Raw genomic sequence first — 13,364 nt, 5'->3', positions numbered from 1 at the left:
GCACTCGACGTAGGATTCCGGTCCGAGCGTGGCCCCATTCTCATCACCCTCATGGTGACGACCGGACTGGTGGCGATCGATTCCACAATCCTCGCGACAGCAGTCCCGTCGATCGTGGGGGATATCGGCGGGTTCTCGGCATTCCCCTGGTTGTTCTCGATCTACCTGCTCGCCCAGGCCGTGTCGGTGCCGGTCTACGCGAAACTGTCGGACACCCTTGGACGCAAACCGATCATCCTCATTGGAGTCGGACTCTTCCTGCTCGGATCGATCCTCTGCGGATTCGCGTGGAGCATGCCGGCACTGATCGCATTCCGCGCCATCCAGGGGCTGGGCGCCGGAGCTGTGCAGCCCATGGCCATCACGATCGCAGGAGACATCTACACGGTTGCCGAGCGCGCCAAGACTCAGGGCTATCTGGCGAGCGTCTGGGCCGTCTCTTCCGTCGTCGGACCGACCCTCGGTGGAGTATTTTCGCAGTTCCTGTCCTGGCGCTGGATCTTCTTTGTGAACGTTCCGCTCTGCATACTCGCACTGGTACTGCTCGTGCGGGTGTTCCACGAGAAGATCGAGCGCACCAGGCACACGGTCGACTATCTCGGCGCCGGCCTGCTCACGGCATCCCTCAGCCTGATCATTCTCGCCGTGCTCGAGGGCGGCCAGGCCTGGGCCTGGAATTCTGTGCAGAGCATCGGCGCCTTCACGATCGGAGCGCTGTTGCTTGCCGGATTCGTGGTGGCTGAAAAGTATGCCGCCGAACCGGTGCTGCCGCTCTGGGTCTTCTCCCGCCGGCTGCTGCTCACCACAGCGTTCATCTCGCTGGGAGTCGGAGCGGTGCTCATCGGGCTCACCTCCTACGTGCCCACCTACCTCGAGCGTTCGGTCGGAGCCCCGCCGCTCATCGCCGGTCTCGCTCTCGCCGCCCTGACAATCGGATGGCCCATCGCGGCCTCGCAGTCGGGCAAGCTATACCTGCGAATCGGCTTTCGCAACACCGTGCTGATCGGCATGGCGGTCACCGTCGCTGGCTCCCTCGTGCTCGCCCTCACCAGCAAATCCCCGAGTATTGCGCTCGTGGCCACGGCCTGTTTCGTAGTCGGACTCGGCATGGGACTGGTGGCCACCCCGAGCCTGATCGCTGCGCAGGCCAGTGTGCAGTGGAATCAGCGCGGAGTCGTCACGGGCACCAACCTGTTCTCACGGTCCATCGGCAGCGCCCTCGGCGTCGCCATTTTCGGGGCGATCGCCAACGGGATCTTTCACGCGACCGGGGGGAGCGAGAGGGTACCGGCGACGGTGGAAGCGGCATCCGGTGCCGTGTTCATCGCCGTGGCGATCGCCGCGATCGCCACGGTCGCTGCCGCATTCGCGATGCCGCGCACTCCTGTGGCACCGGTCGAGGCGGCGGCCTCCTAGGGAAGAATACCTAAGCGACGCGGCTGCCCCGCGACAGCCGGCCCGCCGGAGTTCTCGTGCGCGCCATCGCGCCGGTAAGAGCCGCGGCCGCAAGTGCCAGTTGGATCAGCAGCCCGACAGCCCAGCCGGGCACGGTCGATTCGATCACCTTGCGAGCCGACGGAGAGTTGACGCCACTGCTGAAGCCAGAGTTCGGATCACGGCTGCATTCGTCGAAACGGACAGTGGACTTCGGCGGGACCTGCACCATGCGCACCGCCACCTTGACACTGCCGAACAGGTCGGTCACGTTGCCGCGCGAGTCGAAATGGGTGGGAACCGCATCCGCGAGCAGAACATAGGGGTTGGTTGCCAGTACGCCCCAGAAGTAGTCGAATCGTGGCACTTGTGAAACCTGGGTCGATCCCGCCCCGCACCCGGTTGCTCGGCCGTTCTCGTCGTACGTGGCCCCGGAGTATGTCGTAGTGGTCTGCGGCGTCTGCACGACCAGCCCACCGAGGGCGAACGCGATGAGCGTACCGATGCTGAGAGCGGCGACCGTGAGGTAGGTTGCCACAATCGAGAAGAGCGGGCGATTCAGCACTCCAGAGAGCCCGACTCCAATGGCGGAGACCACACCGAGTTCTGCCGCGAGCACGAGAATCGACACCGCGATCGCCGCACCACTCAGGCCACCGAGCAGTGCTGAGTAAAGCAGGAACGGCACCGAAACGGCAAGGAAACCGAGGGCGGTAATCCACGCGGCCAGGAACTTACCGATCACGATTTGTCCCGTGGTGATGAGCGTCACCTGGGTAGTGGCGAGAGTACCGGCATCCCGATCGCCATTGATCGCGTTGCCACCGAGGGCGGGCGCGACCAGGGTGCCGAGCAGCAACACAAAGTAAATGATCGTGGAGAAGATTGCTCCTCCGCTGGAACTATTTTCGCGGGTCGCTGCGAGGGCAATCGTCAGAAGCACGGTCACGAGGGCGATGAGGCTCACAAAGATGCCGAGCAGCACGTACCAGGCCCGACCCCGTACGCGCTGGCGCAGTTCGAGCGACACGATTACGCCGACTCCAGAGAAGAAATAGTTCATTCGAGGCCGCCTCGGTTTAGGTCGAGATAGGTGTGTTCGAGGTCACCCACCGCGGGCGCAAACGTGCTGATTGCGACCCCCGCGGCGATGAGGGTGGTGAGCAGAGCGGATGCCGCGGTTTCGCCCTGCAGGGGAACGAGCAACTCATCCCGGTCCACGACGATCGCGGAAGCATCCACTCCGGCGGTGAGGAGGGCAGATTCGAGAGCCGCCCGATCCGCCGCCCTGATTCGCCACGGTCGGACCGTTGACCTGGTGCGCTCCACGCTCTCCGCACTGGCAGTCACACCCTGCCGCAGGTACACCGCGCCATCCGCCATCTCGTCGAGCTCAGCGAGCACGTGACTGGAGATGAGAACAGCCGTGCCTTCGGAGGCGACCCTGCGAACAAGCTGGCGAAGTTCGACTCTGGCCTGCGGGTCGAGTCCCGACGCGGGTTCGTCGAGCAGCAGCACCGTCGGCTCGTGCACCAGGGCTCGCGCGAGGCTGAGCCGCTGTTTTTGGCCTCGAGAGAGAACGCGGGTCGGTTGGGCGGCGAGGTGCTCGAGCCCCACAAGGGAGATGAGTTCCTCGGCGCGTGCCACGGCCATAGCCGCATCCATGCGATAGAGCCGCGCGGTGGTTTCGAGCGTGGCTCGCACGGTGAGCGCGCTCCATGATCCGAGCAGGTCGGGCATCCAGCCGAGCCGGGATCGCACCGCGGCAGTGTCGGCAACGGGATCGAACCCAGCGATGCGGATGGTGCCGGAATCCGGGCGCAACAGCGATGCGAGCATGAGGAGCAGGGTGGTCTTACCCGAGCCGTTGGGTCCGATCAGTGCGGTGACAGTGCCGGGTTCGGCGACGAAACTGACATCGCGCACGGCCTTCACCTCACCGAATGCGCGGGCCACATTTTTGACCACGATGCTTGCCACTGTCTGAGTTTCGGTCACAACCCCAACCTAGGGGCGTAACCAACGCTGTGGGGGAAGGCCCGCCGCCTGTCCTAGACGCGCACCCGCTGCACCCGGAACACCAGCATCGGAATCAGCACCAGCGACCGCAGGTCGATGAGCGCGTGGGCGACGATCGCTACCAGTATGCTCCCGGTGGCCAGGTAGAGCACCATCAGGATGGCGCCGATTACGGTCGCCCCCACGATGCCGGGCCAGCTCTGGTAGAAGTGCAGTGCTCCGAAGAGCATCACGCTGCCGATCACGGCGGCGAGTGCGCTGCCGGTCGCGCCGAAGATCAGGGCCGGCAGAGCGAGGCGAAACAGCAGCTCCTCCACCACTCCGGCGTTGACCGAGAGGAGCGCTCCGAGAACGAGCTCCGGACGATTGCGGGGGAGTAGGGCGCCGATATCGCCAATGGTCGGAACGGAGTCGGATCGCCGCGCGAGCACCACCGCTGCGATGGTGCCGCCGACGAGGGCGACCGCGAGTCCGACAGCGAAACCGGGCAATAAACCGCCGGTGTCGGCGAGCAATGAATGCCACCACAGTCCGAGGGGCGATTGGTTCATCTCGCGCTGCAGCAGAGGCACGAACTGCCCGGCGAGCACCAGGATGATCACCGCGGCACCGCCGAACATGGCGAGGGAATCGAGCAGCCACTTGCGCATCATCCGTTGGCGGTTGCGGGTGCGTTCGAATCGTTTGAAGCGCTGGTATTCGTTTCGGTCCTTTCGCACGGCGCGGTACCCGAGTAGCGCGACCAGTACGACGAGTGCACCCGACAACACGGCTTGGCCAGCCGGGTCGTCGGGGGAGAGCACACTCTATTTTGACCCGGACACCTGCGAGATTCCTTGCACGAGGCAGGATGGGGGCATGAGTGAATCTGAATCTTCGTCTCACCCGAGGCTCGACGAATTGATCGCCGTGCTCGCTCGCCTGCGGGCGCCGGGCGGATGTGCGTGGGATCGCGAGCAGACCCACGAGTCGCTCGTGCCGTACCTGATCGAAGAGACCCACGAGCTGGTGGAGGCGATCGAGACCCGCGGTCGCGATCCACTGACGCGACGCGATGAAGTGATCGAAGAACTCGGCGACGTGCTCTACCAGGTGATCTTCCACTCCGACCTCGCCGCCGAGGCTGGCGAGTTCACCATCGAAGATGTCGCAGCCCACATGACCGCGAAGATGATCGGGCGGCATCCCCATGTCTTCGGCGATGCGATCGCGGCCACCTCGGACGAGGTCGTGGCCCTCTGGGACCTGCGCAAGGCGGAAGAGAAGCCGCACCGCACGAGCGTGCTCGACGGTATTCCGCAGGGCATGCCTTCCCTCGCGCTCGCCGACAAACTGATCGGTCGCGCGCAGAAAGTGGGAGTGCTCGAGACGGATGCAGCGGCGGCGGTGCCGGTGGCCGATGAGGAGCAGCTCGGGGCCCTGCTCCTCGCCATCGTCTCTTCGGCGAAAGCCGGAGGACTGGACGCCGAGCGCGCGCTTCGCTCGACGCTGCGGGGATTGCAGGGTGAAATCCGAGTGGCAGAAATGGCCGATGCCTTCGACGCCGGGGTCATCGGCTACGGGTCGCTCGACTAAGGGCGGGGAGATGGTGCCCCCCTCAACCCGAATGAGAGGGGCACCGCAGCCCGAAACAGCTGGTTTCGCTGGGAATTCCGCAGTGAAAAGCCGATTCGAGCACGGGCCCACGAATTACCCGATCCGAAGGCCCTGCTTGTGGGTACCGTGACTGTCAGGCAAATCAGTGGTGGGTTGTTCCTGAGGAGAAACAATGCACCGGATATGCATCGACGGCGCTGGTACATCACTAACTTTAGCCGTTCTGGCGCAATTCTCCAAACGTGCGTTATGTTTATCGCGTGGCGCGCCCCAAAGACCTTGATCGCAAGCCCGCATTGCTTCTCGCGATCATTGACCACTTGCTCGACAAGCCGCTTTCCGGCCTCAGTTTTCGCACCATTGCCGGGGCGCTGTCCGTCAGCACTTACACGCTCGTCTATCACTTCGGTACACGCGCCGAGTTGGTTCGCGAGGTCATGCAGGCGGTCTCCGAGCGCCAGAGTTACGTCGTCCGCACAGTCGATCAAGAAAGCGGCCTGCTCGACCAGCATCTCGAGAATCTGCGCCACTCCTGGCGTCTCTCGCTCGACGAACGCAGCCTGCAGCTGCAGCGCCTTGAGTTTGAAGCGGCAATGCTCGAATCACGAGAATCACGCGCCGATCGTCTCACCCTCGCTTCGTTCGACCGGTGGAACCGCTCGGGAGTCGATGCGCTGGTGAAGATGGGGGTGCCAGCCGACGACGCGGAGCTCGAAGTACGCATCATCGTCGTGACGCTCTACGGGCTGCACTACGACCTCCTCGTCAGCAGGGATGTCGAGCGCACGACCGCAGCCTTCGAGCGGGTGCTCCAGCATTACGGGCGGCGCATTCAGGACCTGATCGTCGTGGAACAATCGACGCATGGCTAGCCCGGTAAATCCCCCGCGCGGAATGCGCGACTTCCTGCCCGTCGACAAGGCGCGACGTGAGCGGGTGCTGGCGGTCATCCGCTCCGTCTTCTCCGCGCACGGCTTCGACGAGATCGAGACCCCAGTTATGGAGGACTCGTCTCGGCTGCACGCGGGGCTCGGAGGAGACAACGAGAAGCTCGCATACGGAGTGCTGAAGCGCGGTCTCACCGCGGAAGACTTTGCCACCGCGACGGATGCCCTCGATCTCACCGATCTGGGACTGCGCTTCGACCTCACCGTGCCGCTCACCCGGTTCTACGCGACCCACCGCGCGGAGTTACCCAAAGTCTTTCGATCGATTCAGATCGGCTCCGTTTGGCGGGCCGAACGGCCCCAACAGGGTAGGTATCGTCAATTTATTCAATGTGACATCGACGTTGTTGGAGAACCGAGCACCCTCGCTGAGCTTGAGTTAATAACCGCAACTTTGAGCACGCTCGAAGCCCTCGGACTTATTGGCTGCACGATCCGTATCAATGACAGACGAATCCTGTCGGGGCTTCTGGATTCGATTTTTCTTCCGCGCGATCAGCACGAGGCAGCGTTGATAACCATCGATAAGCTCGACAAGCTTGGGCCCAATGGCGTTATCGCAGAATTAAGAGATCGAAAGTTTGACGAAGTTGCAGTCACGCTTCTCGATGTCTATCTGGCCGGTCACATTGGTGAAGGAATGGTGAACTTTTCCGCCGAACAGTTGTCCACATACTTGCCAGTCGAAGTGGATCGTTTCGTCATCGATGAAATTGTGGCTTTGGCTGATGGAATCGAGGCGGCAGGTTTCGCGAGCTCACGTCTGAAGTTCGATCCGTTTTTAGTGCGCGGCATGGGCTATTACACCGGCACTATCTTCGAGATCGAACACCCCGACCTGCCATACTCCCTCGGCGGCGGCGGCCGCTACGACGGCATGATCGGCCGCTTCCTCGGTGCGGATGTTCCGGCTGCCGGCTTCTCGATCGGTTTCGAGCGAATCGTGGATCTCGTGCGGCTTCGCGACGACGAGAGTGCTGGCGGAGTCGCGCTTGTGTATGACAGTGACGTGACATCCGCCACTCTGATGCGGCTGAAGGCGGAGCTGATCGCGAGTGGTCGACGGGTGAGGTTGGAACGCGCACCGCGCAACCTGAAGCCACTGCTCGCCCAGCTCACCGCATCCGGTTTTACCGAAATCGCGACGGTGTCGATCGGTGCCGCAACCGTGGCCGACCTGCGGATGCGCAAACTCGCTGCCGGGTAGAGTGGCGAGCGCAAATCCCCCAATCTTAAGGAGTCCCGTCGTGGCTTTGATCGAAGCAGTAGGCGCCCGTGAAATCCTCGATTCCCGAGGAAACCCGACCGTGGAGGTCGAGGTTCTGCTCGAGGACGGCATCGTCGCTCGCGCATCCGTCCCATCGGGCGCTTCCACCGGTGCCTTCGAGGCCTACGAGCTGCGCGATGGCGACAAGAAGCGCTATGGAGGCAAGGGCGTGCAGAAGGCCGTCTCGGCCGTCATCGACACGATCGGGCCGGCTCTCGAGGGATTCGACGCCACCGACCAGCGCCTCATCGACCGGGCCATGATCCAGCTCGACGGCACCGACAACAAGCAGAAACTCGGCGCCAATGCCATCCTCGGTGTGTCGCTCGCCGTCGCGAAGGCCGCCGCCGACTCGGCCGACCTTCCGCTGTTCCGCTACGTCGGTGGGCCCAACGCACACACCCTGCCGGTGCCGCTCCTCAACATCATCAACGGAGGATCGCACGCCGACAATGACATCGACGTGCAGGAGTTCATGATCGTGCCGCTCGGCGCATCGTCCTTCAGCGAAGCGCTTCGCTGGGGCGTCGAGACCTATCACTCGCTCAAGTCGCTTTTGCAGTCGAAGGGACTCTCCACCGGACTCGGCGACGAGGGCGGGTTCGCGCCTAACCTGTCGAGCAACCGCGAGGCACTCGACCTCATCGCCACCGCGATCGAGCAGGCCGGTTTCACCCTTGGACGCGACATTGCTCTCGCAACGGATGTCGCCGCGACCGAGTTCTACAGGGACGGCTCGTACCACTTCGAAAACAAACAGCTCTCTGCCCTCGAGCTCACGGCCTACTTCGCCGACCTGGCTGCGAACTACCCGCTTGTGTCGATCGAGGACCCGCTGCAGGAAGACGACTGGGAGGGCTACCAGCACTTCACCGCCGAACTCGGCAGCAAGGTGCAGATCGTGGGCGACGATTTATTCGTCACGAACCCGGTGCGCCTGCAGAAGGGGCTCGACCTTTCCGCGGCCAACTCGATCCTCGTCAAGGTGAACCAGATCGGCACCCTCACCGAGACCCTGGATGCGGTATCACTGGCGCAGCGTGCCGGCTATACCGCGATCCTGTCGCACCGTTCGGGTGAGACCGAGGACACCACCATCGCCGACCTCGCCGTCGCAACCGATGCCGGACAGATCAAGACCGGAGCCCCCGCCCGGAGCGAGCGCGTCGCCAAGTACAACCAGCTGCTGCGCATCGAAGAGGAATTGGCCGAGGCCGCCGTGTACGCCGGACGCAGCGCGTTCCCCCGCTTCACGAGCTAGTCGCGCTTAAGCTCGACGTATGACCAAGGACAGCCGCACCCGGCACCCGCGTGGCTCGACGCAGCGCGTGCCGGTGCAGCTGCCCCCGGAGGCGCCGTCGGGGCGGTGGCTCCGCAGCATCCGGGTGTCTGGATTCGCGATCACGGCGCTGGTGCTCATCGTGGTGTTTATCGTGGTGCTCGCGCCATCGCTGCGCATCCTGGTGGACCAGCGCCAGCAGATCGCGGCACTGCAGGCAAATGTCGCGGCCTCGAAGACGGCGGTGGAAGACCTCAAGGGCCAGAAGGCACGATGGAGCGATCCCAAGTACATCGAGGCGCTCGCTCGTGAACGGCTCGACTATGTGTTCCCCGGCGAGTACAGCTACCTCATCACGGATGCCCCTGCCGCGACCCCGACAACGGCGAACGGCCAGCCCATCAGCGACAAGCTGCAGACCACCCAGGTGGACTGGGTGAAGACCATGCTGTCATCGGTCTTCACCGCGGGACTCACGGATGCTCCAGCGAACAAGATCGTCGCACCGGTCCTCTCCGGCCAGCCAGGATCGAGTGGATCGGGCCAGTGACCACTCCGCCCTTCGCGCCTGTCACCGGGGCCGACATCGACGCTGTTTCCCGCCAGCTCGGGCGCCCTGCCCGTAACGTGATCGGTATCGCGGCACGCTGCGCCTGTGGCAATCCGACTGTCGTCGCGACTCGTCCGCGACTGGATGACGGCACGCCGTTCCCCACGCTGTACTACCTGTCCCATCCCGCTGCCACCGCCGCGATCTCCACCCTTGAGGCCAATGGGGTCATGGCGGGGTTGCAGCAATTGCTTGCCGACGAGCCGATGGCCGCGCACTACCTCGACGCGCATCGCAGTTACCTCGCCGACCGCGAAGGTCTCGAAGTCGTCGAGGAGATCGCCGGAATCTCCGCCGGCGGCATGCCAGCGCGGGTGAAATGCCTGCACGCCCTAGCCGGACACTCTCTCGCCGCAGGACCAGGAGTGAACCCGATCGGCGACCTTGCGCTCGAGCAGGCCGACTGGTCCCCGCTCGTCTGCCAGTGTGAATAATGCCAGTGTGAATAATGCCAGTGTGAATAATGCGAGTGTGAATAGCTTGGTTTCACGACGACACATTCAGGCGGTAGCGGCGGCCCTCGTGTTGGGAATTGCGGCGTCCGTGCTCGTGGCGTCGCCAGCATCCGCCGACAACATCCGCGACAGGGAGTACTGGCTAGCCGATTATGGCGTGCAGAACGCCTGGGCCACCACCCGGGGCGCTGGCGTCACGATCGCGGTCATCGACACCGGTGTCGATGGATCCCATCCCGACCTCACCGGCACCGTGATCGGCGGAACGGATGTCTCGGGCATCGGCTCCGCGAACGGCCAGACTCCCGTCGGGGAGGACAGGCAGCACGGCACCATGGTGGCCTCCCTGCTCGCCGGACACGGTCACGGAGTGGGGGACGGCATCCTCGGAGTCGCACCCGAGGCCAAGATCCTCTCCGTGTCGGTGGGCTTCGGTGTCGGAGGTGTTGGCTCCGACGACCAGATCGCCGAGGGGGTGCGCTGGTCGGTGGATCACGGCGCCGACATCATCAACATGTCGCTGACCCGAAACACTCTTGACTGGCCCACGAGTTGGGATGATGCCTTCCTCTACGCCATGGAGAAGGGGGTGATCGTGGTCGCCGCCGCCGGAAACCGGGGGAGCGGCACTACCGAGGTCGGCGCTCCCGCGACGATGCCGGGTGTGGTGGTGGTGGCCGGGGTCGACCAGAGCGGCACCGCCAGCTTCGATGCCTCCTCCCAGGGCATCACCCTTTCGGTGTCCGCTCCGAGCGAAGGACTCGTCGGGGCCGCCCCCGGCGGGGGTTACTACAGCTGGGCCGGCACGAGCGGCGCGACGCCCCTTGTCGCGGGGGTGCTCGCTCTCATCAAGGCTTCGCACCCCCGGCTCAGCGCCGGAAATTTGATCAACCGCCTCACGGCCACCGCTCGGTCGAAGGGCAATCCGATCGTCTACGGCAGCGGGCTGTTCGACGCCTCCGCTGCCGTCAGCGCCACAGTGGCGAGCGTGACGACGGATCCGGCCAACGAACTGAAGGAATGGATCCGTCTCAATCGTCGGGCGGTGGCATCCGCGGAGCCGACACCGACCAGCACTGCCACGCCCACGCCCGCTCGCACCCCCACACCGACGGTGATCGCGGCGCCGGTGAGCCCCTTCGGGCGGGTGCTGCCAGCTGTCGGCGACCTGCGCGACATCGGAATACCGATTCTGGTTTACGCTATTTTTGCGACGTTGCTGTTTCTGGTGCTGCGGAGCATTTTCCGTGAGTTCACTCTCTTTCGAGAGTCGAAGGGCTCGCGGCGCAGGCCATAGACTTACTGATATGCCTAAAATCCTGATTGTTGGCGGCGGCTACGCCGGTTTTTACACCGCTCTCAAGCTGGAGCGCTCGCTGCGGCCGGGTGAGGCCGAGGTCACCATCGTTGATCCCCTTCCCTATATGACCTACCAGCCATTCCTGCCCGAGATCGCAGCCGGATCAATCGAGCCGCGCCATGCGGTGGTGTCCCACCGACGTCACCTCGAGAAGACCACGGTCATCACCGCCAAGGTCACCGGCATCAGCCACGCGACCAAGACCGCGACGATCACGCCCGAGATCGGCGAACCGTGGGAGTTCTCCTACGACATCATCGTCGTCACCGCCGGCTCGGTTTCGCGCACCTTCCCGATTCCCGGGGTGGCCGACCAGGCCATCGGCCTCAAAACTATTGAAGAGGCGACCGCGATCCGCGACCGCGTGCTCACCAATTTCGACAAGGCCGCGCTTCTTCCGGCCGGTCCAGAGCGCGACCGCCTGCTCACCTTCGTGGTCGTCGGTGGCGGCTTCGCTGGCATCGAGATCTTCGGTGAATTGCGCAGCCTCGCCACCGACTTGCTGCGCTACTACCCGACCATCTCGTTCGACGACACCCATCTTCACCTGATCGAGGCGATGGGCCGAATCATGCCGGAGGTGTCGCTCAAGACGAGCCACTGGGTGATCAAGAACTACGCCCAGCGCGGCGCCCAGATCCACCTCGAAACGCAGCTGACCTCCGCAGTCGATGGCGTCATTGAGCTGTCAACCGGGGAGACCTTCGAGACCGACCTCATCGTCTGGACGGCCGGTGTCATGGCCAGCCCGATGCTGCGCAACACCGACCTGCCGGTCGAGGAGCGCGGTCGCCTGCGAGTGCAGCCTGACCTCCGCGTGATCAACGACGACGGAGTGGTCGCGGATGCCTGGGGTGCCGGGGATGTCTCAGCGGTCCCCGACCTCACGGGTGCCGGTATTGCGGGCTACTGTGTTCCGAACGCGCAGCACGCTGTTCGCCAGGGCAAGCTCATGTCGAAGAACATCGTCGCGACGCTGCGCGGTGACCTGCCACGGGAGTACTTTCACAAGAACCTCGGGGCCGTCGCTGGGCTCGGGCTCGGCGAGGGCGCATTCCAGTCAGGCAAGATTGGCATCACGGGGCTTACCGCCTGGTTCATGCACCGGGGGTACCACGTACTGGCCGTTCCCATGTGGGAGCGCAAGGTACGAGTTTTCGGCGGCTGGACGCTGAACTTCTTATTCCGCCGTGACATCGTCTCGCTCGAAGCCCGTGAGACGCCGCGCGAAGCGTTCGAGACCGTCGCGTCACGGCCACGGGTCTAGCCGCGCCCGCTGCGAGCCCCCATAGCCCAATCGGCAGAGGCAGACGACTTAAAATCGTTCCAGTCAGGGTTCGAGTCCCTGTGGGGGCACTGCGTATCTGTTGCTCAATCCCCGGAACTACTGAGCTAGATCGCGCAATTCAGGCGACCTCGGCACGAGCACACCGGTGAATCCAGGCGCGGGCCGCAGCCACGATCACCGGATCGAATCCGCTTCGCCCAACAACCGCAGCGCCTCGCCGCTCGAAGGAACGTCGGACGGATCGAGACGGGTCAGCAGTTCGTACCAGCTCGTGTCACTGACGATCGACGCGCGCAGCAGCTCGACCCCGCGCTCCGGCGCGCCCGCGCTAATCAACCCGAGTCCGGCCCAGAACCGGAGTTCATCGTTGTCGGGCGCAAGCGCGTTGGCGGCGACGTAACGACTGGCCGCGGTGCTGAAGTCGCCGGATGCAACCAGGTCATCGCCCTCATCCGCTAACCGGTACGCGCCGCCGAGGGTCACAAGTCGCCGGAGCTCAACCAGCGGGGTGGGATGGTCCTCGACTCGCAGGTCGACGACGGTGTCGGCGGGCGTGCCGCTGGCAGGAACGACAAGAATAGCCGCGGACTGTTGTCCACGAAGGTCACCGCCGGCACCCTGGGCCGCATCAAGCGCAGCGAGCAGGCGTGATGAGAAAGAGCCGCCTGCCTGCTCGAAAGCGCGGGCCATGGTTGCCCAGACGGTGTCGTTGCGCATCATGTTCGCCTGGCAGGTGTAGCCGTCTCCGCTGTACTGCCCGGCCTCGCCCATGCAGGCGCTACCCGTGAAGGCGACCGCGCCGCCGTACGCGTCCACGATCGCAAACTGACGATGTTCAATCGCCGGATCGTCCTGGCGCAAGGCCAGGGATGCCTCGGCAGCGGTCATCCCGTCACGCAGCATCTCCAGGCCACGATGTTTGAAACTCAGGTTCGGACTCGCCTGGGTCGCGATGGCGCCGACTCCCGCAAGACCCGTCACAACAACCGAACCGACCGAGAACCAGTGGGACTGGACCGCAACGCCGATCTCACCCGTTGCCGGGTCTCTTGCAACAATCGAATACGTCATCACCCCAGTATGCCGGGTCGCCGAAACGGTGGGCACGG

At 64.2% G+C, this 13,364-nt stretch carries 13 protein-coding genes and 1 tRNA gene; 10 read left to right on the top strand and 4 right to left on the bottom strand.

All coding sequences use genetic code 11. From position 1 onward, the window contains the following. Window positions 1-51 precede the first annotated feature (51 nt). Entirely contained in the window at window positions 52-1,416 is a 1,365-nt protein-coding gene (locus RCH11_RS05560) for an MFS transporter (protein WP_327056198.1), read from the top strand. 10 nt (window positions 1,417-1,426) lie between these two features. On the opposite strand, the gene RCH11_RS05555 is transcribed toward RCH11_RS05560, so the two are convergent. From RCH11_RS05555 to RCH11_RS05545, 3 genes are read right to left on the bottom strand one after another with little or no spacing between them, the layout of a single operon-like run. Beyond that, a complete protein-coding gene (locus RCH11_RS05555; protein ID WP_327055999.1) occupies window positions 1,427-2,497 on the bottom strand; it encodes an ABC transporter permease in 1,071 nt (356 codons plus the stop codon). Continuing rightward, window positions 2,494-3,432, bottom strand: a complete 939-nt coding sequence (locus RCH11_RS05550; protein WP_327055998.1) for an ABC transporter ATP-binding protein — start codon at window positions 3,430-3,432, stop codon at window positions 2,494-2,496. The genes RCH11_RS05555 and RCH11_RS05550 overlap by 4 nt, the downstream gene beginning before the upstream one ends. A 53-nt stretch (window positions 3,433-3,485) precedes the next feature. After that, on the bottom strand, window positions 3,486-4,256 hold the full coding sequence (locus RCH11_RS05545) for a CPBP family intramembrane glutamic endopeptidase (RefSeq protein ID WP_327055997.1): 771 nt from the start codon (window positions 4,254-4,256) through the stop codon (window positions 3,486-3,488). A 55-nt stretch (window positions 4,257-4,311) separates the two neighbouring features. On the opposite strand from RCH11_RS05545, the gene RCH11_RS05540 reads away from it, so the two are divergent. From RCH11_RS05540 to RCH11_RS05500, 9 genes are all read left to right on the top strand, one after another. Next, a complete protein-coding gene (locus tag RCH11_RS05540; RefSeq protein WP_327055996.1) occupies window positions 4,312-5,028 on the top strand; it encodes a MazG family protein in 717 nt (238 codons plus the stop codon). A gap of 281 nt (window positions 5,029-5,309) precedes the next feature. Then, window positions 5,310-5,921 carry a TetR/AcrR family transcriptional regulator gene (locus RCH11_RS05535; RefSeq protein WP_327055995.1) on the top strand — a complete coding sequence of 204 codons (612 nt, stop codon included), beginning with the start codon at window positions 5,310-5,312 and terminating at the stop codon, window positions 5,919-5,921. Next, a complete protein-coding gene (hisS, locus tag RCH11_RS05530) occupies window positions 5,914-7,203 on the top strand; it encodes a histidine--tRNA ligase (RefSeq protein ID WP_327055994.1) in 1,290 nt (429 codons plus the stop codon). The genes RCH11_RS05535 and hisS overlap by 8 nt, the downstream gene beginning before the upstream one ends. Window positions 7,204-7,243: 40 nt before the next feature. Next, window positions 7,244-8,524: a phosphopyruvate hydratase gene (gene eno, locus RCH11_RS05525; protein WP_327055993.1), complete on the top strand. Its 1,281-nt coding sequence runs from the start codon at window positions 7,244-7,246 to the stop codon at window positions 8,522-8,524. 19 nt (window positions 8,525-8,543) lie between these two features. Further along, window positions 8,544-9,092 carry an FtsB family cell division protein gene (locus RCH11_RS05520; protein ID WP_327055992.1) on the top strand — a complete coding sequence of 183 codons (549 nt, stop codon included), beginning with the start codon at window positions 8,544-8,546 and terminating at the stop codon, window positions 9,090-9,092. Beyond that, entirely contained in the window at window positions 9,089-9,586 is a 498-nt protein-coding gene (locus RCH11_RS05515; RefSeq protein ID WP_327055991.1) for a DUF501 domain-containing protein, read from the top strand. The genes RCH11_RS05520 and RCH11_RS05515 overlap by 4 nt, the downstream gene beginning before the upstream one ends. 37 nt (window positions 9,587-9,623) lie before the next feature. After that, a complete protein-coding gene (locus RCH11_RS05510; RefSeq protein ID WP_327055990.1) occupies window positions 9,624-10,904 on the top strand; it encodes a S8 family peptidase in 1,281 nt (426 codons plus the stop codon). Between the two features lie 10 nt (window positions 10,905-10,914). Beyond that, the gene (locus RCH11_RS05505; protein WP_327055989.1) at window positions 10,915-12,234 is read left to right on the top strand and encodes an NAD(P)/FAD-dependent oxidoreductase; all 1,320 of its coding nucleotides are present in this window, start codon (window positions 10,915-10,917) and stop codon (window positions 12,232-12,234) included. 15 nt (window positions 12,235-12,249) lie between these two features. Continuing rightward, window positions 12,250-12,323 (top strand) — tRNA-Leu (locus RCH11_RS05500). A gap of 106 nt (window positions 12,324-12,429) precedes the next feature. Here the strand turns inward: RCH11_RS05500 and RCH11_RS05495 are convergent. Continuing rightward, the gene (locus RCH11_RS05495; protein ID WP_327055988.1) at window positions 12,430-13,326 is read right to left on the bottom strand and encodes a DUF1028 domain-containing protein; all 897 of its coding nucleotides are present in this window, start codon (window positions 13,324-13,326) and stop codon (window positions 12,430-12,432) included. Between the last annotated feature and the right edge of the window lie 38 nt (window positions 13,327-13,364).

The sequence above is a fragment of the Glaciihabitans sp. GrIS 2.15 genome, from assembly GCF_035984695.1.
In the GTDB taxonomy this organism is placed as follows: domain Bacteria; phylum Actinomycetota; class Actinomycetes; order Actinomycetales; family Microbacteriaceae; genus Lacisediminihabitans.
This window is presented reverse-complemented; position numbering and strand designations above follow the sequence as displayed.